Consider the following 24,157-nt stretch of genomic DNA (forward strand, 5'->3'; position numbering starts at 1 on the left):
TCTTCCGGCAGCTCCGGGGTGATGGCCCCATCCATGCCTTGCGGACGCCACACATTCTACATGCGAGGATGAGGGCATGTTCCACGGCCTGCTCTGGGTGCTGACCGGCCTCGGGGTCCTCGCGGTCGTCGGCTCGTTCTTCCTGCTGCGTGCGGTGCCGGCGGAGATCCGTCCGGTGGCGATCGCCCCGCTCGTGGTCGTCCTCGCGGGGTTCACCATCGGGTTCCTCCTGCTGGCGGGCGTGCTCGGCTAGGTCGCCGAGGCGGGCTCGCGGCTCAGTGACGGCGGAGCAGGCCCCGCCGCAGCGAGAACAGGGTGGCCAGGCGCGCCACCCTGTCCGTGGGGAGGGACAACTGGCGGCCGATGACGGCGCCCACCGAGCTGCCGAGGGCCAGCCCGATCCCGGTGAGCGCGGACAGCATGAGCAACTCGGGGGCCGAGTCGCCCGGGTCCACCGCGGGGACACCGACCACGAGCCGGAACAGCGCGCGGTAGAGGAACATGCCCGGCATGAGCGGGGCGATGCCCACGGTCACGATGGCGATCGCGGGCGGGCCGAGCCGACGGGCGAGCAGGTGCCCGAGGAACCCGACGACCGCCGCCGCGACGCCCGCAGCGAGCGGGTACTCGCCCCCGACCGGGGTGAGCACCAGGAGGTAGGCGACCCAGCCCAGGCTGCCGAAGCCCGCCACGACCAGCGCACCACGCGGCCCCAGCCCGCTGGCGACCCCGAGTCCCAGCGTGAAGAGCCCCGCCGAGACGACCTGGACGACCGGGTGCGGCATGGGGGTGGCCTGGGCGGCCAGGTAGGCGGGCGCCCCGATCCGGACGCCCAACCACAGCACGCCCGCGACGCCGAGGATCAACCCACCGGTCCGCATCAGGAGTTCGACCACGCGGGCGCCCGCGGTGATGAAGTAGCCGTCCAAGGCGTCCTGGGCGGCGGCGACCACGCCCATGCCGGCCAGCATCGACACCATGCCCGAGGCGACGACCAGCGACGGCGACAGGGCCCACAGCCCGTCGATCCCCTGCTGCCGGAGGTACATCATCAGCATGGCGAGCACCATCGGGATCGCGCCGGCCGCCACCTGTGCGAAGAAGTACGAGACCCTGCGCCCCCGCAGCACGAGGCCGAGCACGCCGATCAGGAACGTCGCGAGGCCGGCCACGGCCATCTCCAGCAGGTCGCCGCCCAGCAGGGCGCAGATCGCCGCACCTTGGACGAAGGCCGCCAGCAGCAGGACCCACCGCCGGTACTCGCGCCCCGTCTCCTCGCGCTCCTTCAGCAGGCGGGTGGCCTCCCGGATGTCCAGCTCACCGGAACACACCGCGTCGACGACCCCGTTGAGGTGGCCCAGCCGCGCATAGTCGTGGGCCAGCGCGGGCACCGTGCGCACCATGGTGACGGGCGGCTCCTCATCGCCCCCGGAGCCGCTGACCATGACCGACGTGAACGTGACATCGACCTGGAACTGGCCGCCCCGGGACATGGCCATCCGCAGGATCGACTGCGTGGCCTCGGCCGCCGAGGCGCCCGCGACGAGGGCGATGGCGCCCACCCGGGTGGCCAGCGCCACGAAGGGTGCCAGGTCCGACGCACGCTCCCCCGAGGCTGGAGCCGTCGGTGCGTGCCGTGGGCGGCGAAGCAGCCTGTCCAGGTCGTCGCCGGACCGGCCGTGGGGGTTCTGGGCGGAGCTGGCCATCAAGGACGCAGGACGACCTTGCCGCGCACGGTGCCCGACACCAGTGCCGCCACGGCGTCCGCCACCTCGTCGAAGCCCACGACGCGATCGATCGGGGGCCGCAGGCCGGTCCGCTTCACGAGGTCCAGGAGCGCGTTGAGTTCGCCCTTGTTGCCCATCGTCGACCCGATGACCCTCAACTGCAGGAAGAAGACGCGGTTCAGTTCGGCGGGCGGGTTCGCGCCGGAGGTCGCGCCGCACACCACGACCGTCCCGCCCGGGCGCAGGGACTTCAGCGAGTGGGACCACGTCGCCTCTCCGACGGTCTCGAGGACCAGGTCGACCCGATCGGGCAGTCGGGCACCGGGGTCGAAGGCCTCGTCCGCTCCGAGTTCGCGCGCGAAAGCCCGCTTCTGTTCGGTGCGCGCGGTCGCCCACACCCGGTGGCCCAGCGCCTTGGCGAGTTGGATGGCGGCGGACGCCACCCCACCCGAGGCCCCCTGGACCAGCACCGTGCCGGGCTTTCCCAACCCGGAGTCACGCGTGAGCATGCGGAACGCGGTCAGGTAGGCGGTCGGCACGCAGGCGGCCTCCTCGAAGGAGAGCTCCGTCGGCTTGGTGACGAGGTTGCGCTCGGGGACGGCCACCCATTCGGCCAGGGTGCCCTGGTGCAGCTCCGAGAGCAGCGTCCGCTTGGGGTCCAGGGTCTCGTCACCGACCCAACCCTCCGAGGCGATGACCGAGTGGATGACGACCTCGCGTCCGTCCTCGGTGGTCCCCGCGGCGTCCGTGCCGAGGATCATCGGCATGCGGTCCTGGGGCAGCCCGACCCCGCGGAGAGACCAGATGTCGTGGTGGTTGAGCGAGGCGGCCCTCACCCGGACCTTCACCCAGCCCTCGGGGACGGTCGGCGCGGGCCGCTCCCCCACCCTGAGGGCGGCCAGCGGATCGGTCGGGTTGGCAGCTTCGACGAAGAGGGCGCGCATGTACCCAGACTAGGATCACCCGACGCCCCTCGCGACGACGTCCGCGCCGCGCCGCGCGTTCAGCAGGCCCCCGGCTGCCAGCGGCTCAAGCGCCCGCGCGATCTGGAGGCGTCGCTCGCCCGTTGGTGACCGGCGCCACGTCCGTCACACACCCAGCAAGCGCTCGATCACGACCGCCACCCCATCGGCGTCGTGATGCAGGGTGACCTGGTCGGCCGCCTCTACAGCGCCCTGGACGGCGTTGCCCATCGCCACACCGAGACCCGCCCACCGCAACATCTCGACGTCGTTGAGGTTGTCCCCGAACGCGACCACCTCGGAGGGGTCGATGCCGCGGTCACCGGCGAAACGCGCCAGCGCGGTGGCCTTGGAGACACCGCTGCGTCCGACCTCGAGGAAGGGCGCCCCCGACGTCGTGGCATGGGTGCCCGGCACCGCGAGCCCGCGGGCGACCTCCAGCAGGCGCTCCGGGGCGACCCTCCGGTCGGGGTGCTTGACGACGAGCTTGAGGGACGGCTCGGCCAGGACCTCGTCGAGGCTCGCGAAGCGGTGCTGCACCGGCCAGAGCGCGCTGCCGGCACCGGGGTCCTGCTCACCGGTGTACCCGTGCTGGGCGACGTACTCGTTGCCGGCGTTCCGCACCGACACGACGTGCGCGTCCGGGAACTCCTCCAGCATCGCGAGCGTCAGGGTGCGCTGGGCGTCCACGTCGATCAACTCCTCGAACAGGACGTGGCGCTTGACCAGATCCACCGCGACGGCCCCGTTGGAACCGACCACGAAGCCCTCCAGCGCCGAGTCGGCCACGATGGCGCCGATCGAGTAGGGCTGGCGTCCCGAGATGGCGAGCACCTCGATGCCGGCGGCCTTCGCCGCGGCGAACGCAGCGCGGTTGCGCGTGCTGAAGGTGTGGTCCGAGCGGATGAGCGTGCCGTCCACGTCGGTGGCGATCAGGCGGACCCCCACGTCAGATCCCCACCTGTCGGCGTCCGGCGAAGGCACGGCCGAGGGTGACCTCATCCGCGAACTCCAGGTCTCCCCCCACCGGCAGGCCTGACGCCAGGCGCGAGATCGTGATACCGGTCGCGGCCAGCAGCCGGGTCAGGTAGGTGGCGGTGGCCTCGCCCTCGACGTTCGGGTCGGTGGCGAGGATCACCTCCGTCACCACCGGGCCCTGCAGGCGACGCAGGAGTTCGGCGACGTGCAGGTCCTCAGGGCCGACGTGGTCGATCGGGCTGATCGCGCCGCCGAGCACGTGGTACAGGCCGCGGAACTCACGGGTCCGCTCGATGGCGGCGACGTCCTTGGACTCCTCGACCACGCACACGATGGACTGGTCACGGCGCGGGTCGCGGCAGATCCGGCAGGTCGTCTCCTCCGACACGTTGAAGCAGATGTCGCAGAAGCGCACCTTGTCGGCGACCTCGCGGAGCGCGTCGGCCAAGCGGTCGACGTCCTCTCGGTCTGCGTTCAACAGGTGGAACGCGATGCGCTGGGCGCCCTTGGGGCCGATCCCCGGGAGCCTGCCCAACTCGTCGATCAGGGCCTGGATGGGACCTTCATACACGTCCGTCGACGCCCTAGAAGCTCAGGCCGGGGATCTGCGGCATGGCCGCAGCGGCGAGGCCCTGCACCTGGGTGCTGGCGTCGCGGACGGCCAGCACGATCAGGTCACCCAGGGTCTCGGTGTCCTCGGGGTCGACCGCCTTGGGGTCGATGCGCACCTCGGTGAGTTCCCCCGAACCCGTCATCGTCACGGTGACCAGGTCGCCGCCGGCGGTGCCGGTCACGGTCTTCTCCGCCAGCTCGGACTGCGCGTTCTGCATCTGCTCCTGCATGGCCTGGGCTTGGGCCAGCAGCGCGTTCATGTCGAACCCGCCGCCCTCGGTGCCGAACATCGACATCGGTGACCTCCTCACGTCGGGCCCCATCGTAGGCGATGCCCCGACTACGCTGTCCCCAAGGAGGACGCTCATGCACCGACGTGCCACGTCACGCTCGACCATCGGCGTCCTCACGCTCAGCGCGGCAGTCGGACTGCTGCTCGCCGGGTGCTCCACCCCACCGGGAGAGCCCATGAACAGTGCCAGCGAACGCCCGCCCCTCACCACGACCCCGCCGCCGGAGCCGGTGCCACCCACGGCACCTGCGCCCACGGGGGGAGCAACCGGGCCCGTGCCGGCCGGCGTCATCGCGAGGCCCGAGGTGCAGGAAGCCATCACCGCCGAGGCCGAGCGCCTCGGTGTCGAGCGGAGCGCCGTGAAGGTCGTCCTCCACCAGGCGGTGACCTGGCCCGACGGGGCGATCGGGTGCCCCGAGCCCGGCAAGCTGTACACGCAGGCCCTCGTCGAGGGGCACCGCCTGGTGCTGAGCGTCGCCGGCCACGAGGCCAGCTACCACGCGGGCAGCGGCGGCACCTTCTGGTACTGCGCCAACCCGACGCCGCCCACAGCCACGGCGTCCTGACGCCCCCCACCCACGTCAGGCCTCGGGAGGCTCCTCACCGAGGAACTCGGCGCCGAGGTGCTTGGTGAGCAACTCGTCCGCGTTGGTGAGGCCCTCGTCCAGGTCGATGTCGTCGGGTGACTCCTCGACCTCCGCCTCCTCGTCCACCGGCCCGGTCTGGGTGGCCTGGATGTTGGCACGCGCCTGCTCCGCGCCCTTGGCCGCCACGGCTGCCGCCTCGGCGTCGGCGACGGACGCCGCAGTGCCGACGGGGCTCGGCTCCGGCATCGGAGCGCTCTCGAACGCCGGCGTGGGCGCAGGCGGGGGCTCGTTGCCGGCCACGGTCTGGATGGCCGGCGCGACCCCCAGCACCTCCAGCACCGCCTCACGGACGACCTGGTCGCTGCCCCCGCGCGAGAAGCTGTCCCGCGCGCCGGCGTTGTTGAAGGCCAACGTCAGGATCCCGCCGCTGAAGTCGTGCACCTGGGCGTTCTCGCGCACCGTGATCCACGTCACCCGCCGGCGGACCTTGATCTTGTCCAGCACCTCGGGCCACTGGTTGCGGACCTGAGCCGTGGTCAGCACGGCCGGGTCCCCGCCGGACGCACGGGGTGCGCCTTGGGCGGGCGGCTGGGCCGGGCTCGGGGGTGCCGACCGGTGCCGCCCCTCCGGTGCCGCAGCGGTCTCCGGCCAGGGGGCCGCCCAGGGGTCGGCCACGGCCGGACGGCTCGGGGCGGGGGGCGGCTGCTGCGCGGGCTCGTGCCGGCGGACCGGCTCCGGTGTCGGCGGGTGCTGGGCGGGGGCCGGGCGTTCTGCGGGGGCCGGACGTTCTGCGGGGGCCGGACGTTCTGCGGGGCCCGGGCGTTCTGCGGGGCCCGGGCGTTCTGCGGGGCCCGGGCGTTCTGCGGCCGGGCGCTCGGCAGGGGCCGGACGCTCCGCAGCCGGGCGTTCCGCGGGGGCCGGGGCCTCCGCCCGTTCCGGACGCGGTGCGTGCGAGTCGGCACCGGCCGCCATCTGGAGTCGCCGTTCCAGCCGATCCAGGCGTGCATGGACGCCGCGGTCGTCGACGTCGGCCCCCGGGAGGAGCACGCGGGCGCACATCAATTCGAGGTGGAGCCGCGGCGCCGTGGTGCCGCGCATGTCGGTCAAGCCCTTGGCGATGACCTCGGCCGCCCGGGTCAGCTCGCCGCGCCCCATCCCGTTGGCCTGCGTGGTGAGGCGTTCGCCCTGGTCGGCCGCGACGTCGACCAGGCCGGTGGCCAGCGCGTCCGGGACGGCCGCGACGATGATCAGGTCGCGGAGGCGACGCAGCAGATCCTCGGCGAAGCGGCGGGGGTCCTGACCCACCTCGATGACCTTGTCGACGCTGGCGAACACCCCGTGGGAGTCCCCTGCGGCGAAGGCGTCCATGATCTCGTCGAGGAGGCTGTCGGGCGTGTAGCCGAGGAGCGCGGTGGCCTGGGCGTAGCTGACCCCCTCGTCGGCGGCGCCACCGAGGAGTTGGTCCAGGACGGACAGCGAGTCACGCACCGAACCCGCGCCGGCCCGGACCACCAGGGGCAACACGCTGGGGTCGACCGTCACGCCCTCGGCCTCGCAGAGCTGGGCGAGGTAGCCACCCAGCGTGCGCGGTGGCACCAGGCGGAAGGGGTAGTGGTGCGTCCGCGACCTGATCGTGCCGATGACCTTCTCGGGCTCGGTGGTCGCGAAGATGAACTTCACGTGGGCGGGCGGCTCCTCGACGACCTTGAGCAGCGCGTTGAAGCCCTGCGGGGTCACCATGTGCGCCTCGTCGATGATGTAGATCTTGTAGCGGCTGTGGACCGGCGCGAAGAACGCCCGCTCGCGCAGGTCACGCGCCTCGTCGACCCCCCCGTGGGAGGCGGCGTCGATCTCGATCACGTCGATGCTGCCGGTGCCGCCGCGCGCGAGGTCGACACACGAACGGCAGGTGCCACACGGGGTCGGCGTCGGGCCCTGCTCACAGTTGAGGCAGCGGGCCAGGATGCGCGCCGAGGTGGTCTTGCCACACCCGCGGGGCCCGCTGAACAGGTACGCGTGGTTGACCCGGTTGTTCGTCAGCGCCCGCTGGAGCGGCTCGGTCACGTGCTCCTGACCGATGACCTGGTCGAACGTGTCGGGCCGGTAGCGCCGGTACAGGGCGAGCGGGGCGTCGGGACGTGGGGGCGCCTCGGCCCGTTCGACCGCGGGAGGAGCCGCCAGCCCGGGCGCGGGGGTGGGCTCCCGCTCGGGTTCGTCGGCGGCCACCACCTCGTCGGGGTCGACGGGGATCTCGGACATCTCGTCGAGCTCGATCTCCATCTCGGGATCGTCGACGGGCGTGGGCTCGGTGGGCAGGATCAGTTCGTCGGGCTCGGTCCCGAACAGGTCGGGGCCGTCCTGGTCGTAGGCGTCGTGGGCCTCGTCGACGACCTCGTCACCGTCGTCGAACAGCCCGCCCATCACGTCTTGTGCCACGCCCTGCACCCTACTGGGTCGCCCCGACGGTCCGTGGCGCGCGATGCGAGGTCAGAAGGTGGTCGTCCGCAGGCCGTCCTGGGTGCCGAGGAGCTGCACCGCCGCCTTCTGGTGCGCGAACACGCCGACCGTCACGACACCGGGCCAGGAGTTCACCTCGTCCTCCAGGGCGAGTGGATCGGCGATCCGGAGCCCGTGCACGTCCAGGATGTGCTGGCCGTTGTCCGTCACGTACACCTCGCCCGAGGCCGTGCGTCGCAGCACGGCTTCGCCGCTCGTGCCGGCGACCCCGCGCGCGAAGCGCCTGGCCACGGTGTTCTCCGCCATCGGGATGACCTCGACCGGCAGGCCGAAGGCGCCCAGGACGTCCACGGCCTTCGACTCGTCCACGATGCAGATGAAGCGCTCGGCCATTCCGGCGATGATCTTCTCCCGCGTCAGCGCGCCGCCCCCACCCTTGATCATGAAGCCGTTCGGGTCGATCTCGTCGGCCCCGTCGACGTAGACGTCCAGCCGGGTGACCTGATTGGCGTCCACGATCGGGATGCCCAGCCGCCGCAGTTGCTCCGAGGACGCCTCCGAGCTCGAGATGGCTCCCACGACCCGGTCGGAGACCTCACCCAGGGCGGTGATGAAGTGGGACGTCGTCGACCCGGTGCCCACCCCCACGACGGACCCGCGAGCCACGTACTCGATCGCGGCGCGCCCGACCATCTCCTTCAGTTCGTCCTGGGACAGGCCAGCCATGCGTGTGCCTCCTTTGGTCACCGCCAGCATGGCGGCTCGTGCGCCCTGGTGCAGGCGATCCGGCAAGCCCGTTCCGCCCGCGAAGAGGGGCCCCCGCGCACCTGACAGAGCTCACTGACCCTTGCTGCCTTCCGGCCCTGGGGGAGTTGGGCGAGGTACCACCGCGCGGGGACCCGACGTCCAGCATAACCGATCCGGCGGCCTCCTCGCCCCCCGAGGGGTGTCAGCGCAGGTCGGCCCCGAGGCGCCCGTACCGCTGGAGGACGTTGCCCATGTTGTACCGGTAGCGCTCGTACGCCTCGAGGTCGCCCTTCGACACGTGGACGTGCTCCTCGATCGCCTCACCCCGGAGGAGTTCGTAACCGTCCTGCAGCGTGTCGACCACGCCCAGCGCCTTGGCGCCCAGGATGGCCGCCCCCAGGCCGGAGCCCTCGGCGGAACCCGTGACGATGAGGGGCCGGTTGAGGACTCCCGCGACCACGTCGCGCCACAGCGCGGAGCGGAAGACCCCGCCGGTCGCGCGGATCTCCTCGACGCGGGCGATCATGCGCAGGCGCCGCAGGATCGTCCAGAGCTGGAAGGCGACGCCCTCCACCCCGGCACGGATGAAGTGGTCGGGCGTGTGCGGGCGCCGGACGTGCAGGAACGCGCCCCGGATCTCGGAATCCCACAGGGATGCACGCTCCGAGACGAGGTAGGGAATGCACACCAGGCCGTCCGACCCGGACGCGATGAACTCGGCGCGACGGCAGGCCTCGGCGTCGTCGGCACCCTCGGGCGCGAAGGTCTCGGTCAGCCAGCGCTGGACCATGCCACCGTTGCTGACCGCACCACCGGCGACCCAGACATCGCCGGTCAGCGCGTAGCAGAACAGCCCCGACACGACCGCCGGGGCGCGCATCACCATGCGGAGCGCACCGGACGTCCCGATGGACAGGCCCGCCTTACCGACCTCCATGGCGCCGGTGCCGAGGTTGCCCAGCGGGCCGTCACCCGCACCCACGACCACCGGCAGGCCGGCCGGCAGGCCGATCACCCTCGCGGCGTCCGCCGCCAGCGGCAGGATGTCGGTCGTGTCGTGCAGCCGCGGCAGCTGGTCGGGCCGGATGCCGGCCACCTCGAACGCCTCGGGGTTCCAGTCGCGCGTCTCCATGTCGAGCATGCCGCTGCCGGAGGCCGTCGACAGTTCGGTGGCGACCTGGCCCGTCAGGATGACGAGGATCCAGTCCTTCAGGCCGATCCAGTGCGGCACCGCCCGGAGCAGGTCGGGGTCGTGGTCCCCGAACCAGCGCAGTTTGACCAGGGGCGACATCGGGTGGGTCGGCGTCCCTGACGTGAAGTGGAGACGGGGGCCGGTCGCGTGCGCGTTGAGCTGCTCGGCCTGCAGGGACGCCCTCGAGTCCGCCCAGGTGAGGAGCTCGGTGACTGGGCGGAGATCGGCGTCCAGGCCGAGGAGGCCGTGCATGGCGGTCGAGATCGAGATGCCCAGGATGCGCTGGGGCTCCACCTGCGCCACGGCCTCCGCCAGGGCGCCGAGGACGCCCTCGGCGATGGCGTCCGGCTCCTGGACGTGCCAGCCCGGACGCGGACCCAGCAACGGGTACTCCCGCGACGCGGTGGTGCGGAGGGTTCCGTCGAGGGAGAACAGGGAGGCCTTCGCCGCCGTCGTCCCCACATCCAACCCCAGGATCACGTCTCCCCCGGCCATGGCCCTCCTCCGTCGCGGGTGTTGGATCGCAGGCTAGCCCTCCAGCAGGGTCAGGGGGCGGAGATCGACAGTCGGGAGCCGGCAAGCACTGGCAACCGCTCCCGCGCCTCGCGCAGGGACGAGGGATCGAGGTCGACCACGAGCAACTCCGGCCCGTCACCGGCCTCGACGAGAACGTCTCCCAAGGGGCTGACCACGACGCTGTGGCCAACCCCCGTCGGGGAGCCCGGCCCGACCTCGACGCCGACGGTGGCGGGGTCGCCCTGGCCGGGGGCAATGATCCAACAGGTGGAATCCATGGCCCGGGCAACACACAGGGCGCGCCACTGGGCCGCCTTGCCGGGGCCGTTCGCCCAGGACGCCGGGACCAGGATCACCTCGGCCCCGGAGTGGGCCAGGTGCTTGAACAGTTCGGGGAAGCGGACGTCGTAGCAGGTGGCCAGGCCGAACCGGACGCCGCCGAGCGTCACGAGGACGGGAGCATCCCCGGGCTCGACGTGCCGCGACTCCACGAAGCCCCACGCGTCGAAGAGGTGGATCTTGTCGTAGGTCGCCGCGATGCCGCCGGCGTGGTCGACCACGAGCAGGGTGTTGCGGGCGCGCCGGCGACCCCCCGTGCCGTCCTCGCCCGGCTCGCGGGGCGCACCCGGCGTGAACATGCCCGCGACGACCGCGATGCCGAGGTCGTGGGCGACCTGCCGGACGCCGTGGGCCCAGGGCCCGTCGAGCGGCTCGGCGATGTCGGCCGACCGCGTGGCGAAGCTGGCCATCATCGCCTCGGGGAACACGACCAGTTCCGCCCCGGCGTCCGCCGCACGCTCGGCCCGCTCGCGGACCAGGGCGAGGTTGTCGACCGGGACCGTTCCGGCGACGACCTGGGCCAGGGCAATGCGCATGCCCCCCATTCGACGCGGATGGCGGGGCCGGCGTCAACCCGATTGGGCCGGACGGCCCCGGATCGGTTATCATCTCCGACGGAGGATTCGCCTAGAGGCCTATGGCGCTCGGTTGGAAACCGGGTTGGGTTCACGCCCTCACGAGTTCGAATCTCGTATCCTCCGCCAGCATGATTCCCGCTCTGGTCAGGGCGGGAATCTTCTTTTCGGGGTGGTGGCCCCTTCGCACGACCTGTGGCCCGAAGGATCGTGCCGGCGGCTCCTCTGACGCGCTCCTCGGCTGGATGGGCAAGGGCGAGATCGAACCGGTGGTCGAGGAGACCACCTGGCCGCCCGGTGGCGCTTGATGAGTGGGCGGTCAAGATTCCGTCAAGGCTCGACGCACGATGTCCCTCGCGCCCTCCTGTCGATGCCGGGCCGGTGTAGCGTCCCCGCATCGCGGTCAAGGAGACGGCGAGAACGGGGGATACGTCATGCCGGTCTTTTCGCGGGCTCTGGTGTCGCTGGTGGGGGCGGGTGCGATGCTGCTGGCCGCCACGCCGGCCCAGGCAGCGAACACCAACGCCGACTACGGTCAACACGTTCGTCATTGCGCCCAGCACATGGGCTTCAGCGGTGACGAGAACCCGGGGCTGCACCACCAGGGCAAGTCGGGTTGGGAGCCGCTGCACATGTCCCCGGACGCCATGTGATCCTGGGGCCGCGTGGAGCAGCCCCCCGCAGGCTCGTGGGCGGATCCGCCCACGCCGACCCACCACCCGCCGACGAAAGGGGCCCTGCATGAACCTGCCCCCCGGACTGGCCGACCGTCCGCTGTACCTGGACCACAACGGCACCACACCCGTCGACCCCCGCGTGGTGGAGGCGATGCTGCCCTCCCTGCAAAGGGAGTTCGGGAACCCGTCCAGCAGCCACGCCTACGGTCACGCGGCCCGGGCCGCCATCGAGCATGCCCGCGGCCAGGTGTCTGACCTCATCGGCGGACACCGGGGCCGCATCGTGTTCACGGGCAGCGGCTCCGAAGCCGACGCCCTCGCACTCAAGGGCGCCGTGCTGACCCACCGGCGCCCCGGGCCACGCCCCCATGTGATCACCCAGGCGACCGAACACCCCGCCGTGCTCGCCGCGTGCGCCGACCTCACCGAACTCCACGATGTCGACGTCACCGTTCTCCCGGTCGACCAGCACGGGCTCGTCGATCCGCAGGCGGTCGCCGCCGCGATCACCGACGCCACCGTGCTGGTCAGCGTCATGCACGCCAACAACGAGACCGGCACCATCCAACCCATCGCCGACATCACCCGGGTGGCGCACGCCCGCGGCGTCCTGGTGCACACCGACTCCGCCCAGTCGGTCGGCAAGATCCCCGTCGACGCCGAGGTGTTGGGCGTCGACCTGCTCACCGTTGTGGGGCACAAGATGTACGCCCCCAAGGGCGTCGCGGCCCTGTGGGTCCGCGACGGTGTCACCCTCCGGCCGATCACCGGGGGCGGAGGTCAGGAAGCCGGGCTGCGCGCGGGCACCGAGAACGTCCCCCACATCGTCGCGCTCGGGCAGGCCGCCCACCTCGCCGGGCTCGCTCTCGACGCCGGCGAAACGGGCCGGCTCACGAACCTCCGCGACCAGCTCCACCGCGCCCTCGACCGGTCGTTGCCCGGTCGGGTCCACCTCAACGGGCACCCCACTCGGCGGCTGCCGAACACCCTCAACGTGAGCATCGACCACACCCGGGCGCTCACCCTGCTCGAACGGGCCACCGGGGTCGCCGCGTCCGCCGGGTCGGCCTGCCATGCAGGACACGACGCACCCTCACCCGTCCTCACGGCCATGGGCCTCGACCCTGTCCGGGCCATGAGCGCCATCCGCCTGTCCCTCGGGCGTTGGACCACCACCGCCGACATCGAACGCTGTGCCGCCCTCCTCGCCGTGGCGGCCGCTGAGGGGTCCTGACCAACGCGACGGACGATGCGTCCCTGCGCCCTCAGGCCACCACCCCGGAGGTGTCGACCTCGGCGTCCGTGGCGGCGACGAGCTCGTCCACGCCGACGCCGGGCGCCAGCTCGCGCAGGACGTAGTGCGTCCCGGCACAGTCGAGGACGCCGAGGTTCGTGATCACGCGCTGCACCACGGCCTCCCCGGTCAGCGGCAACGAACAGCGGGCCAGCACCTTGGACTCGCCCTTCTTGTTCTGGTGGTCCATCAGCACGATGACCGTCCGCGCGCCGTGGACCAGATCCATGGCACCGCCCATGCCCTTGACGAGCTTGCCCGGCACCATCCAGTTGGCCAGGTCACCGGTGCAGGCCACCTCCATGCCGCCCAGGACCGCGACGTCGAGGTGCGCGCCGCGGATCATGGCGAAGCTGGTGGCCGAGTCGAAGTAGGACGCCCCGGGGTTCACCGTGACGGTCTCCTTGCCGGCGTTGACCAGGTCGGGGTCGACCTCGTTCTCGTACGGGTACCGGCCCGTGCCGAGGATGCCGTTCTCGGAGTGCATGATCACGTGCACGCCCTCGGGCAGGTAGTTCGGGATGAGTGTCGGCAGTCCGATGCCGAGGTTGACGTACTGGCCGTCCGACAGCTCCTGGGCGGCGCGGGCCGCCATCTCCTCACGCGTCCATGCCATGTCAGTTCTCCTCGTCGTTCCCGGAGCCCGTCGACGGGCGCGGGCTGGTCGTCCGCTTCTCGATCATCTTGAACGCGGCCTCCTCGGGTGTCAGCGCGACCACGCGGTCGACGAAGACGCCGGACAGGTGCACGTCGGCCGGGTCGAGGTCCCCCGCCTCCACGACCTGCTCGGCCTCCACGATCGTGATCCGGCCGGACATCGCGGCCGGCGGGTTGAAGTTCTGGGCCGCCGCGTGGAACCGCAGGTTGCCGTGCCGGTCGGCGATGGCCGCCCGGACGAGCGCCACGTCCGCCTCGATGCCCGACTCGAGCACCATGCGTCGCCCGTGGAACTCACGGACCTCCTTGGCCGGTGACGAGATGACGACCGAGCCGTCCGCGTCGTACTTCCACGGCATGCCGCCGGTGGCGACGACCGTGCCCACGCCGGACGGTGTGTAGAAGCCGCCGATGCCCGCCCCGCCGGCGCGCAGGCGCTCGGCGAGGGTGCCCTGCGGCGTCAACTCGACCTCGAGCTCGCCGGCCAGGTACTGGCGCATGAACTCCTTGTTCTCACCGATGTAGCTGGAGATGGCGCGGCGGATCCTGCGCGCCTCCAGCAGCTTGCCCAGCCCCTGGCCGTCCACGCCGAGGTTGTTGCTGACGATCTCGAGGTCGGTCGCACCCTGCTCCAGCAGCGCGTCGATCAGGAACCACGGGATCCCCGCGAGCCCGAAGCCGCCGACGGCGATCGTCGCCCCGTCCTTGATGTCGGCGACCGCCTCGGCCGCCGAGCCCACCACCTTGTCCATGCTCACTCGACCCTCTCGAACACGGCGGCCAGGCCCTGGCCGCCACCGATGCACATCGTCTCCAGCGCGTACCGCCCGCCGCGGCGTCGCATCTCGTAGGCCATCGTGGCGAGGATGCGCGCCCCCGTCGCGCCGACGGGGTGGCCCAGCGAGATCGCCGAGCCGTTGGGGTTCAGTCGCTCGTCGTCGGCGCTGATGCCCCACTCGCGCAGCACGGCCAGGGCCTGCGCGGCGAAGGCCTCGTTCAGCTCGATCACGTCGAGGTCGGCCAGCGTGAGGCCCGCCTTGGCCAGGGCCTGCGCGGACGCGGGGACGGGCCCGATGCCCATCCGCTCCGGCTCGACCCCGGCGACGGCCCACGACTTCAGTTCGAGCAGCGGCTGCAGGCCGCGGCGCTCCGCCTCGGACCGGGTGGTCACGATGCACGCGGCCGCGGCGTCGTTCTGGCCGGACGCGTTGCCGGCCGTCACCGTGGCGTCCGGGTCGGACTTGCCCATGATCGGGCGCAGCTTGGCCAGCGACTCCAACGACGAGTCGGGGCGGATGTGCTCGTCGGCGTCGACCACGACCTCCTCGCCGCGGCGACCCTGCACGGTGACGGGGACGAGCTCGTCGGCGAACGTGCCGGACGCGGCCGCGGCGGCGGCCTTCTGGTGCGAGGCCAGCGCGAGGGCGTCCTGCTCCTCGCGGCTGATGCCGTACTCTCGGCGCAGGTTCTCCGCGGTCTCGATCATGCCGCCGGGGATCGGGTGGTCACGTCCGCCCGCGGTCGCCCGGGCGCGGGCCAGGCGGTCGACCAGCTGGACGCCGTCGCCGCGGACGCCCTGGCGCAACAGCGCCGCGTGCTCGACACGGCTCATCGACTCGGCACCGCCCGCGATCACGAGCGTGGACGCCCCGGATGCGACCTGCATCGCGCCGTAGAGGACCGCCTGGAGACCGGAGCCGCAGCGCCGGTCGATCTGGAGGCCGGGGACGCCGATGCCCAGGCCGGCGTTCAGCGCGGCGATGCGGCCGATCGCCGGGAACTCACCGCTGGGGTTGCAGTTGCCGAGGATGACGTCACCGACGTCGCCCTCCCCCAGGGACCCGCGGCGCGCGACCTCGGCGACCACGATGGTGGCCAGCTCGTCGGCCGGCACGGATGCGAGCGATCCGCCGAAGCCGCCCACGGGCGTCCGGACCGGGTGGCACACGACGATGGGATCCATGGAACCTCCTTGTTTCGGGTTCCAGCCTCCCACGGGGGACCATGTGGCGTCCAAGACTGAATTGTCGCCATTTGATCATCAATAGCTACACAATCACGGCCGGCTGCCCGCGGGCCGTCCTCGCCCGCCACGAACAGGCACTGCCCCTGGCGGCGAGCGGCGTCGTGTGCCGCTCGTCACCAGGGGCATGGGCCGAGACGTTGATGTGGCTCAGGGAACCGCCCCCCTCAGGCGGGGACGGCGCACTTCACTCGGCGTCGAGGTCCTTCTCGACGAGCGCCGCGATGGCCTCGACGGCCTCGGCGTTGTCGGAGCTCACGATCACCTCGGCGCCCTTCTCGGCACCCAGGGTCATGATCATCAGGCTGGACGCCGCGTCGACGCCCTCGTCGTCGTCGCCACCGACGAGCGTGAGGAGGATCTCGTCGTCGTAGGCCTCGGCGGCCTCGGCGATGATCGCGGCAGGGCGGGCGTGCAGGCCGACGGCCGAACCCACGACAACGGTCTTGCTGGCCATGTGTTTCTCCTTTGGATCAGGCGGTGCGGGCTGCCATCAGGCGATGGCGGCCCGGGTCTGGTTACCGATGAACTGCTTCGCGGCGATGACGGCGGCCGCGCCGACGATCATGCCAGCGAGGATGGCGATGATGAAGCCCAACGGGTTGCTGATCGCGAAGGCGACGAAGATTCCGCCGTGGGGGGCGCGGCTGCCCACCCCCAGGGCCATGACGAGGGCACCGGTGACGGCACCGCCGGCCATCATGGACGGGATGACGCGCAGCGGATCCGCGGCGGCGAAGGGGATCGCACCCTCGGAGATGAACGCGGCGCCCAACAGCCAGGCCGTCCGCCCGTTCTCGATCTCCGGCTCGGTGAAGAGCCGCTTGCGGACGGTGGTGGCCAGCGCCATCGCGAGCGGCGGCACCATGCCCGCCGCCATCACGGCCGCCATGATGGTGAAGGAGGCCTCGGTCTGCGCCGAGAGTCCGGCCGTGGCGAACAGGTACGCCGCCTTGTTGACCGGGCCACCCAGGTCGAAGCACATCATCAGGCCGAGCACGACGCCGAGGAGGATCGCGGAACCACCCGACATCCCGGTCAGGCCGTCGTAGAGCGCCGTGGTCAGGGCCGCGAGGGGCTTGCCGAGCAGGATGTACATCAGGCCGCCGGTGAGCAGCGTCGCGATCAGCGGGATGATCACGACCGGCATCAGGCCGGCCAGCCAGCGCGGGGGCTTGAGCGAGGCGAGCCACATCGCAATGAGGCCGGCGACGAGTCCCGTCACCAGGCCGCCGATGAAGCCGGCACCCAGAGCGACGGAGATGGCGCCGCCGACGAAGCCGGGCGCGATACCGGGACGTCCGGCCAGCGCGTAGGCGATGTAACCCGACAGCGCCGGGACGAGGAAGCCGAACGCCGCCGCGCCGATCTTGAACATGATGGCGCCCAGCCAGATCAGCAGGCCCGCGTTCGGGCCGAGGGCCAGGGCCATGTCGGCGTTGGAGCCGTAGGTGGCGCAGGCGTCCGCCCCCACGCCGGACGCCCAGGCCGGCAGCGCGTCGCAGGCCGGGCCCAGCGCGATGTCGTAGCCACCGAAGAGGAAGCCCAGCGCGATCAGCAGGCCGCCCGCGGCGACGAACGGGATCATGTAGGACACACCCGTCATCAGCGCCTGCTGGATGCGCTTGCCCCATCCGAGCTGGGCGCCCGACCCCTCGGACGACGCGGCCCCGGGAGTGCCGGACACCTTGCGCGCGTTGGGGTTGGTCGAGGCGGCGACGGCCTCCTCGACCATCTTCTTCGGCTCGTTGATGGCCCGCTTCACGCCGGACTCGATCACGGGCAGGCCGGCGAAGCGCTCGCGGTCCTTGACGCCGACGTCCGTGGCGAAGATGACGGCGGCGGCCTTGGCGATGGTGCCGGCGGGCAGCGGCGTGACCCCTCCGGATCCCTGCGTCTCGATCTGGACGTCGTAGCCCAGTTCCTGACCCGCGGCGACCAGGGAGTCGGCCGCCATGTACGTGTGCGCGATGCCGGTCGGGCAGGCGGTGACGCCCACGATGACCGGGCGCGCCGCGACGGCGGCGGCCGGAGCCTCCTGGGGCGCGGGGTTGAGGACACCGTCGACCAGCTCGACGACCTCGGCGGCCGTCCGGGCGGAGCGCAGCGCCGCGAGGAAGTCCTTCTTGACCAGGGCGCGAGCGAGCTTGGTCAGCAGCTTGAGGTGGTCGGCGTCGCCGTCCGCGGCCGCGGCGATCAGGAAGACGAGGTCGGCCGGCCCGTCCTTGGCGCCGAAGTCGACGGGGTTGGAGAGGCGGGCGAAGGCCAGGGACGCTTCGGAGACGGCGGCCGAGCGGCAGTGCGGGATCGCGAAGCCGCCGGGCAGGCCGGTGGCGGACTTGCCCTCGCGCTCCAGCGCGTCGGCGGTCAGGCCCGCCGCGTCCGCACGGCCCGCTGCGGCGACGAGGCCGGCGAGGGAGGCGATGACATCCGCCTTGGTGGAGCCGAGGTCGGCGTCGAGCGCGACCAGTTCTTCGGTGATGAGGGACACCGTCGTTCCTTTCAGAAGTTCGACAGGGGGGAGACGTAGGGCCTGCCGACCGGGAGGTCGGCGGGGGTCGGGAGGGTCGTGCCGGGGAGGGAGGCTGCGGCCGAGCCGTGGCTGACCGCGGAGGCGAGGCAGTCGGCGGGAGATCCCCCGGCGACGTCGGCGAGGATGAAGCCGGCGACCGAGGAGTCGCCCGCACCCACCGTGCTGCGCACCTCGATGCGCGGCGCCGTGGCGTGCCAGGCGCCCTCGGCGTTCACGAGGACGGCGCCGGCGCCGCCCAGCGTGACCAGCACGTTCGCGATGCCCCGGTCACGCAGGCGGGAGGCCGCGACCGCGATGTCGTGGAGGTCGCCGCGGACGGCTGCGTCCTCGAAGGCGGCGGCGTCGCCGCCGGTGAGCTGGGCCAGTTCGTCCGAGTTCGGCTTGATCAGGTCGAAGGACGCCCCGGGCAACGCGTCCAGCACGGCATCGAGGGCGGCGTCCGAGGTGTCGATGGCGACCCGGCAGCCCAGCGGCTTGAGGCGGGCCGTGAGGCGGGCGTACCAGTCGATGGGGGCGCCGGGCGGCAGGGAGCCGGACAGGGCGACCCACGCGGCGCCACGAGCGGCCGACACCAGCAGGTCCGCGGCCACGTCGAGGTCGTCGGCGGACAGGATCGGCCCGGGCTCGTTGATCTTGGTGGTCGTGCCGTCCGGCTCGGTGATCGTGGTGTTGGTGCGCGGGTGACGGACGGTCGTGGGGGCGAGGACCGTGAGGCCCGCCGGCAGGTCGGCGTCCAACGAGGAGCGGTACGCCTCGTCTGCGAACGGGAGAACCGCTTCGGCGGCGAGACCTCCCGCGGCGGCCACCTTGGCCACGTTCACACCCTTGCCGGCCGCTTGGGCGGAGCCGGCCGTGGCGCGCTGCACCTCACCGCGGGCCAAGGGGGACCCGAGCACGACCGTCCGGTCGATGCTCGGGTTGGCGGTGAAGGTGACCACGCGGACGACGCCTCGGTGCGCGGCGCTGCTGTCGGCCATGTTGTTCTCCCTCTCGGTGGAGTGTTGCCACTTTTATATCTGGCCCGCCCCCAACTCCGCAAGGGTTTTGCGTGGATTCATGTTGCTTTGTGTTGGATTCAAGCCACCTCGACCCGCAGCCCCGCCGCACGAAGCTCAGCCAAACTCGCCTCGGGCAGCCCGGCGTCGGTCACGAGGGCGTCCACGTCGTCGAGCGATGCGAACTGGACGAGGTGGTCGACCCCCAACTTGGAGGAGTCGGTGAGCACGATCACCTCGCGCGCACTGGCGACCATCGCCCGCTTGACGGCCGCCTCCCTCGGGTCCGGGGTGGAGAAGCCGCGCTCGACCGAGAACCCGTTCGTGCCGAGGAAGGCGACGTCGACGCGGAGCCGCCCCAGCGTCTCCACGGCCAAGGGCCCCACGACCGCCTGGGTGATCCCTCGCACCTGCCCCCCGAGCAGCCAGACCGACCGCCCCTCCTGCTGGGACAGCACAGCCGCCGCGGGCACCGAGTTCGTCACCACCAGACCCACCCAGCTGGGCAACAGCCCACAGAGGCGGGCCGTCGTGGTGCCGGCGTCGATGAGGAGGGTGAGCCCCTCCCGATGCGGGAGCAGGCCGATCGCCTTCTCCGCGATGGCGAGCTTCTCCTCCGGCGAGGACACGTCGCGCGCGGTGACGGACGGCTCCCCCAACCACAACTTCTCGGCGGGCACCGCACCCCCGTGGACGCGACTGAGAATGCCCCGCGCAGCCAGCGCATCGAGGTCGCGGCGGATGGTCTCGGGGGTGACCTCATACCGGGCGGCGAGCTCGGCGACGGCCACACGCCCCAACTCCCGCGCCCTGGTGATGATCTCGTGCTGGCGTTCCTCGGCGTACATGGCCCTCCTTCATACTCAATCCAACCCGATCGGACACACTCCCACATTTGTACGCTCGTCTTGCCTTGACCTTGCAGGCACGTCAGGCGACAATCGGAGACACACCAACATGTACCAAAACCTCACCGCGGAGGAAACCCATGCAGCAACAACATGTCCGTGGCACCGGCGTGGTCGCCGGCTACGCCTACGCCCCCGTCGCCTGGACGCGCCCGGCCCCGGTCCCGCCACCGTCCCTCGCCCCCGTCGCCGAGGAGCAGCGTGAGGCCGAGGTCGAGCGCTTCAAGGCGGCGGTCGCGACGGTGGCGGGCCGGTTCGCCGACCGGGCCAGTGCCGCGACCGGCGTTGCCACCGAGGTGCTGGGCGCCACCGCGGCGCTGGCCCGCGACCGCGGCTGGAGCCGCGCCGCCGTGAAGCTCATCAACGGCGGCACCGCGGCCGAGGCCGCCGCGACGGCCGCCATCGAGCAGTTCATCGTGCAGTTCGAGAAGCTGGGCGGCCTCATGGCCGAGCGCACCACCGACCTGTGCGACATCCGCAACCGTGTGGTGGCCGAGCTGATGGGCCTGCCCGAGCCGGGCGTCCCGAAGCCCACCTCCCCGGTCGTGCTCTGCGCGGAGGACCTCGCCCCCGCCGACACCGCAGGCCTGGAGCCGGCGCTGGTCCGCGCGCTCGTCACCCGCCTGGGCGGGCCGACCTCCCACACTGCGATCATCGCCCGCCAGCTGGGCATCCCGTGCGTCGTGGCGGCGTCCGACCTCGACTCGCTGGCCGAGGGCACCCTGGTCCTGGTCGACGGGACGTCCGGCATCATCACCCCCAACCCGGACCCACAGCATGCGACGGATCTCGTCGAGGAGGACACCCGTCTGCGGGCGGAGATCCGCTCGTGGAGCGGCCCGGCCCGGACCGCCGACGGCACCCACGTCCAACTGCTGGCCAACGTGCAGGACGGCAAGGCCGCGGCCAAGGCGTCCACCAGTGAGGCCGAGGGCGTCGGACTGTTCCGCACCGAGCTGTGCTTCCTCGCCGCCCAGACCGAACCGTCGGTGGCCGAGCAGGCCCGCATCTACGGAGAGGTGTTCAGCGCGTTCCGCGGGAAGAAGGTCGTGGTGCGCACGTTGGACGCCGGCTCGGACAAGCCCGTCCCCTTCGCGAACCACGACCACGAGGAGAACCCGGCGCTGGGGGTGCGCGGGATCCGGCTGGGGTGGACGAACCCCGGCCTCGTCGAGCGCCAGCTGGACGCGATCCAGTTGGCGGCCGAGGACAACGGGGTCGCCGAAGCATGGGTGATGGCCCCGATGGTCGCCACGGTCGACGAGGCGTTCGAGTTCGCCGAGAAGTGCCGGGCGCGCGACCTCAAGCCCGGGATCATGGTCGAGGTGCCGTCCGTCGCGATGCTGGCCGACCAATTCCTCGCCGAGGTGGGCTTCTTCTCCATCGGCACCAACGACCTCACGCAGTACACCATGGCCGCGGACCGGATGAGCTCCCACCTCGCGACGCTCACCGACCCGTGGCAGCCCGCCGTCCTGCGGCTGATCTCCCTGACCGCCCAGGCCGGCGAACGAGCCGGCAAGCCCGTCGGCGTCTGCGGCGAGGCCGCCGCTGATCCGCTGCTGGCCTGCGTGCTGGTCGGCCTCGGCGTGACCTCGCTGTCGATGGCGACCAACGCGATCCCGGCGGTCGGCGTCCAGCTGGGCAAGGTCACCCTGGCGCAGTGCCGTTCCGTCGCGGCCCAGGTGACGGCCGCACGCAACAGTCGCGACGCCAAGGAACTGGCGGCCCAGTTGCTGGGTGAGCCCGAGGGCGAGCAGGGCGCCTGAGCTTGGTGGGGCACGCCCCCGTGCTGCATTTTGTGTGGGCAGAACTGGTCATCATCCCGGTACTTCGTTCACACAAAATGCAGCACACCCGGCGCTCGGTGAGGTTGTGGACGACGAGACCCGCTGTCCACAGCCTCACCAGGGGATGACTCTCGGACACCTTCGCCGCCCACTGTCCCGGGCATGCGAGCACACGATTTCCCGGATCTTCCCGACCAGCCCACCTTCGCTTCGCGCAGGGACTTGAAGCGGGCCAAGGTCAGCGACACCGTCCTGCAGGGCTGGCGCGACAACGGACGCCGCCCGCTCCGGGCGGTCTACGCCAAGCACCCCCACGACCTCGACGAGCTCGAGCCGGCGGAACGGCTGGCGGCCGGCTCACTCTGGGCGGGCAGCGGTGCAGTCCTGACCAGTTCGTGGGCCCTGCGCCTGCACGGCATCACGGTGCGCCGAGAGCCGGCGCTCACCCGCTTCTTGGTTCCACTGTCGCGACGAGCCAGGACGAGCGCCCGGGGCTTCGGCACGCATCGCGTCCGCCGGATGCCTCCCGCAGTGCTGCGGAGCGGCGTCCGTGTCGTGACCCTGGAGAGGGCCTTGGCGGATGCCGCCCGCTTCGGCGACATCTTGGCGGCGGAACTCCGTCGCATCACCATCTCGATCCTGCAGCGCAGGCTGTCCACACCAGACCGGATGGGGGCCGAACTCGAGCGAAACGGCATTGACGGGACGTCTGCCGTCCGTGACGGGGTGTCGGCGTTCCGCACCGGTGCGTGGTCCGACCCCGAGGCCATCCTGATCGAGGCCGTGCGCGCTTGCCGGGACCTGCCGGAGATGGTCGCCAACGCCACGCTCGAGACCACCGACGGACGTTGGATCGGGCGTCCGGACGGCTACTTCCCGGACGCCGGCGTCGTGGTCCAGGTCCACTCGCGGACGTTCCACTCGGGCGAGGACGAGGCCGGCAACGACCGATGGGCGGCGACGGTGGAGAAGGACACCGTCTACACGCGTCACCAACTGGTGGTGGTCCCCGTGACGCCCGAGACCCTGGACCTGCGCCTCGACAGGTTCATCCAAGACCTGGCCCGGATCGTCGGCGACAGACGCGGCAAGGCGCCCCTCGGCGTCCGGATGAGGGACCAGTAGCAGGACCTCGGAAGAGCAACACGGGGTGTGCTGCATTTTGTGTCGACAGAACTGGTCATGATCCCAGCACTTCGTTTACACAAAATGCAGCACGCCCCGGGGAGTCGCCGCGTCCGGCCGATCAGGGCTCGACGGTCACCTTGATGGCCTCACCCTTGGCCACGATGTCGAACGCCTCGAGGACGTTCTCCAGCGGGACGTGGCGGGTGATGAGGTCCTTCACGGGGATCGCACCGGTGGAGACGTACTCCAGGGCGGCCTTGTGGTGGGCGGGGGCCGAACCGTTCGCGCCGTGGATGTGCAGCTGCCGGTAGTGGACCAGGTTGGAATCGGCCGCGATGACCGGGTTGGTCTTGGGCAGTCCGCCGAAGAACGAGATCCGGCCGTTGCGGGCCGCCATCGCGATGGCCTGCTCCTGGTTGATGTTGGCCGGGGTGGCGGTGATGACGACATCCGCACCGCGCCCCTCGGTCAGGCGCATCACCTCCTCGACGACGTTCACCGACGAGGCGTCGATGGTGTGGTCGGGCTTCACGGCGTCCGCCGACATCTGGAGGCGTTCGGCGTTGATGTCGACCAGGACGATCGTCCCGGCCTTGTGGACGCCGCGGGCGATCCTGATGTGCATGCAGCCGATCGGGCCGGCGCCGAAGACGACGACGAAGTCTCCCTCCTCGATGCCGAGTTGCTCCTGGGCGTTGATGGCGCAGGCGAACGGCTCAACGGCGGAGGCCTCGTCGTAGCCGACGTTGTCCGGGATCCGGTTCAGGCCGTCGACCTTGAGGACTTCCTTGGGGACGATCATGTACTCCGCGAAACCGCCGTCGTACTGGTACCCGACGGAGGTCTGGTTCGCACACACCTCCATCCAGCCCTTCTTGCACTCGTGGCAATCGCCACAGGGCACGGCGGCGATGACCTGGACCCGGTCACCCACGGCGAACCCGCCGAGCGCGTCCGCGCCGACCTCGACCACCTCGCCCGCGATCTCGTGGCCCATGGTGGTCACGCGGGTGATGTTCACGTGGCCGTTGTTGCGGATCTTGACGTCCGTCCCGCAGGTCGAGCAGTTCTTGACCTTGATCTTGACCTCCTCGGGCCCACACGTGGGCTCGGGGACGTCCTCCAGCCGGACGTCGCCGGGGGCGTAGAAACGCAATGCCTTCATCTG

At 71.5% G+C, this 24,157-nt stretch carries 24 protein-coding genes, 1 tRNA gene and 1 other RNA gene; 8 read left to right on the forward strand and 18 right to left on the reverse strand.

Translation table 11 applies throughout. The features are described 5' to 3' along the window. Positions 1-76 precede the first annotated feature (76 nt). The gene (locus AC5YDA_RS08050) at positions 77-253 is read left to right on the forward strand and encodes a hypothetical protein (protein ID WP_496188257.1); all 177 of its coding nucleotides are present in this window, start codon (positions 77-79) and stop codon (positions 251-253) included. 22 nt (positions 254-275) lie between these two features. Here AC5YDA_RS08050 and AC5YDA_RS08055 read toward each other — a convergent pair whose 3' ends face one another. From AC5YDA_RS08055 to AC5YDA_RS08075, 5 genes are all read right to left on the reverse strand, one after another. Continuing rightward, entirely contained in the window at positions 276-1,706 is a 1,431-nt protein-coding gene (locus AC5YDA_RS08055; protein WP_496188256.1) for a threonine/serine exporter family protein, read from the reverse strand. Next, positions 1,706-2,671, reverse strand: coding sequence for a zinc-binding dehydrogenase (locus AC5YDA_RS08060; protein WP_496188255.1), 966 nt, complete (start codon positions 2,669-2,671; stop codon positions 1,706-1,708). The genes AC5YDA_RS08055 and AC5YDA_RS08060 overlap by 1 nt, the downstream gene beginning before the upstream one ends. A 144-nt stretch (positions 2,672-2,815) precedes the next feature. After that, entirely contained in the window at positions 2,816-3,637 is an 822-nt protein-coding gene (locus AC5YDA_RS08065) for an HAD-IIB family hydrolase (protein ID WP_496188254.1), read from the reverse strand. Between the two features lies 1 nt (position 3,638). After that, on the reverse strand, positions 3,639-4,238 hold the full coding sequence (gene recR, locus AC5YDA_RS08070) for a recombination mediator RecR (protein WP_496188253.1): 600 nt from the start codon (positions 4,236-4,238) through the stop codon (positions 3,639-3,641). Between the two features lie 13 nt (positions 4,239-4,251). Then, positions 4,252-4,575: a YbaB/EbfC family nucleoid-associated protein gene (locus AC5YDA_RS08075; protein WP_496188252.1), complete on the reverse strand. Its 324-nt coding sequence runs from the start codon at positions 4,573-4,575 to the stop codon at positions 4,252-4,254. Positions 4,576-4,645: 70 nt separating this feature from the next. On the opposite strand from AC5YDA_RS08075, the gene AC5YDA_RS08080 reads away from it, so the two are divergent. After that, the gene (locus tag AC5YDA_RS08080; protein WP_496188251.1) at positions 4,646-5,137 is read left to right on the forward strand and encodes a DUF8738 domain-containing protein; all 492 of its coding nucleotides are present in this window, start codon (positions 4,646-4,648) and stop codon (positions 5,135-5,137) included. Positions 5,138-5,152: 15 nt separating this feature from the next. Here AC5YDA_RS08080 and AC5YDA_RS08085 read toward each other — a convergent pair whose 3' ends face one another. The 5 genes from AC5YDA_RS08085 to AC5YDA_RS08105 all read right to left on the reverse strand — a co-directional run bounded on the left by AC5YDA_RS08085 (position 5,153) and on the right by AC5YDA_RS08105 (position 10,945). Continuing rightward, a complete protein-coding gene (locus tag AC5YDA_RS08085; RefSeq protein WP_496188410.1) occupies positions 5,153-7,579 on the reverse strand; it encodes a DNA polymerase III subunit gamma and tau in 2,427 nt (808 codons plus the stop codon). Positions 7,580-7,645: 66 nt separating this feature from the next. Beyond that, entirely contained in the window at positions 7,646-8,341 is a 696-nt protein-coding gene (gene rpiA, locus AC5YDA_RS08090; protein WP_496188250.1) for a ribose-5-phosphate isomerase RpiA, read from the reverse strand. An 81-nt stretch (positions 8,342-8,422) separates the two neighbouring features. Then, positions 8,423-8,519: signal recognition particle sRNA small type (gene ffs, locus AC5YDA_RS08095), an RNA gene on the reverse strand. A 45-nt stretch (positions 8,520-8,564) separates the two neighbouring features. Then, positions 8,565-10,049 carry a gluconokinase gene (locus AC5YDA_RS08100; protein WP_496188249.1) on the reverse strand — a complete coding sequence of 495 codons (1,485 nt, stop codon included), beginning with the start codon at positions 10,047-10,049 and terminating at the stop codon, positions 8,565-8,567. A gap of 50 nt (positions 10,050-10,099) precedes the next feature. Continuing rightward, positions 10,100-10,945 carry a carbon-nitrogen hydrolase family protein gene (locus tag AC5YDA_RS08105; RefSeq protein WP_496188248.1) on the reverse strand — a complete coding sequence of 282 codons (846 nt, stop codon included), beginning with the start codon at positions 10,943-10,945 and terminating at the stop codon, positions 10,100-10,102. 80 nt (positions 10,946-11,025) lie between these two features. Between AC5YDA_RS08105 and AC5YDA_RS08110 the strand changes: the two genes are divergently transcribed. The 4 genes from AC5YDA_RS08110 (at position 11,026) to AC5YDA_RS08125 (ending at position 12,895) form a co-directional block, all read left to right on the forward strand. Further along, positions 11,026-11,113 (forward strand) — tRNA-Ser (locus tag AC5YDA_RS08110). Positions 11,114-11,115: 2 nt separating this feature from the next. Continuing rightward, positions 11,116-11,292: a hypothetical protein gene (locus AC5YDA_RS08115; RefSeq protein ID WP_496188247.1), complete on the forward strand. Its 177-nt coding sequence runs from the start codon at positions 11,116-11,118 to the stop codon at positions 11,290-11,292. A gap of 126 nt (positions 11,293-11,418) precedes the next feature. Then, positions 11,419-11,637, forward strand: coding sequence for a hypothetical protein (locus AC5YDA_RS08120; RefSeq protein ID WP_496188246.1), 219 nt, complete (start codon positions 11,419-11,421; stop codon positions 11,635-11,637). 88 nt (positions 11,638-11,725) lie between these two features. Next, the gene (locus tag AC5YDA_RS08125; protein ID WP_496188887.1) at positions 11,726-12,895 is read left to right on the forward strand and encodes a cysteine desulfurase family protein; all 1,170 of its coding nucleotides are present in this window, start codon (positions 11,726-11,728) and stop codon (positions 12,893-12,895) included. 31 nt (positions 12,896-12,926) lie between these two features. Here the strand turns inward: AC5YDA_RS08125 and AC5YDA_RS08130 are convergent, their stop codons facing one another. The 7 genes from AC5YDA_RS08130 to AC5YDA_RS08160 form a co-directional block, all read right to left on the reverse strand. Further along, a complete protein-coding gene (locus AC5YDA_RS08130) occupies positions 12,927-13,571 on the reverse strand; it encodes a 3-oxoacid CoA-transferase subunit B (RefSeq protein ID WP_496188888.1) in 645 nt (214 codons plus the stop codon). 1 nt (position 13,572) lies between these two features. Beyond that, the gene (locus tag AC5YDA_RS08135) at positions 13,573-14,364 is read right to left on the reverse strand and encodes a CoA transferase subunit A (RefSeq protein ID WP_496188889.1); all 792 of its coding nucleotides are present in this window, start codon (positions 14,362-14,364) and stop codon (positions 13,573-13,575) included. Between the two features lie 2 nt (positions 14,365-14,366). Continuing rightward, complete coding sequence (locus AC5YDA_RS08140) at positions 14,367-15,575, reverse strand: acetyl-CoA C-acetyltransferase (RefSeq protein ID WP_496188890.1); 1,209 nt, start codon at positions 15,573-15,575, stop codon at positions 14,367-14,369. Between the two features lie 247 nt (positions 15,576-15,822). Beyond that, the gene (locus AC5YDA_RS08145; RefSeq protein ID WP_496188891.1) at positions 15,823-16,092 is read right to left on the reverse strand and encodes an HPr family phosphocarrier protein; all 270 of its coding nucleotides are present in this window, start codon (positions 16,090-16,092) and stop codon (positions 15,823-15,825) included. A 36-nt stretch (positions 16,093-16,128) separates the two neighbouring features. Beyond that, positions 16,129-18,126 carry a PTS fructose transporter subunit IIABC gene (locus AC5YDA_RS08150; RefSeq protein WP_496188892.1) on the reverse strand — a complete coding sequence of 666 codons (1,998 nt, stop codon included), beginning with the start codon at positions 18,124-18,126 and terminating at the stop codon, positions 16,129-16,131. Positions 18,127-18,137: 11 nt separating this feature from the next. Then, positions 18,138-19,145 (reverse strand): 1-phosphofructokinase family hexose kinase, encoded by a 1,008-nt coding sequence (locus AC5YDA_RS08155; RefSeq protein WP_496188893.1) that lies wholly within the window; start codon positions 19,143-19,145, stop codon positions 18,138-18,140. Positions 19,146-19,243: 98 nt separating this feature from the next. Further along, on the reverse strand, positions 19,244-20,011 hold the full coding sequence (locus AC5YDA_RS08160; protein WP_496188894.1) for a DeoR/GlpR family DNA-binding transcription regulator: 768 nt from the start codon (positions 20,009-20,011) through the stop codon (positions 19,244-19,246). Between the two features lie 140 nt (positions 20,012-20,151). Here AC5YDA_RS08160 and ptsP point away from each other — a divergent pair, with 140 nt between their 5' ends. After that, positions 20,152-21,840, forward strand: coding sequence for a phosphoenolpyruvate--protein phosphotransferase (gene ptsP / locus AC5YDA_RS08165; RefSeq protein WP_496188895.1), 1,689 nt, complete (start codon positions 20,152-20,154; stop codon positions 21,838-21,840). A gap of 183 nt (positions 21,841-22,023) precedes the next feature. After that, a complete protein-coding gene (locus tag AC5YDA_RS08170; protein WP_496188896.1) occupies positions 22,024-22,986 on the forward strand; it encodes a hypothetical protein in 963 nt (320 codons plus the stop codon). A gap of 121 nt (positions 22,987-23,107) precedes the next feature. Here AC5YDA_RS08170 and AC5YDA_RS08175 read toward each other — a convergent pair whose 3' ends face one another. After that, positions 23,108-24,154, reverse strand: coding sequence for a zinc-dependent dehydrogenase (locus AC5YDA_RS08175; RefSeq protein WP_496188897.1), 1,047 nt, complete (start codon positions 24,152-24,154; stop codon positions 23,108-23,110). Positions 24,155-24,157: the final 3 nt, after the last annotated feature.

The organism is Propioniciclava sp. LT294, assembly GCF_059516005.1.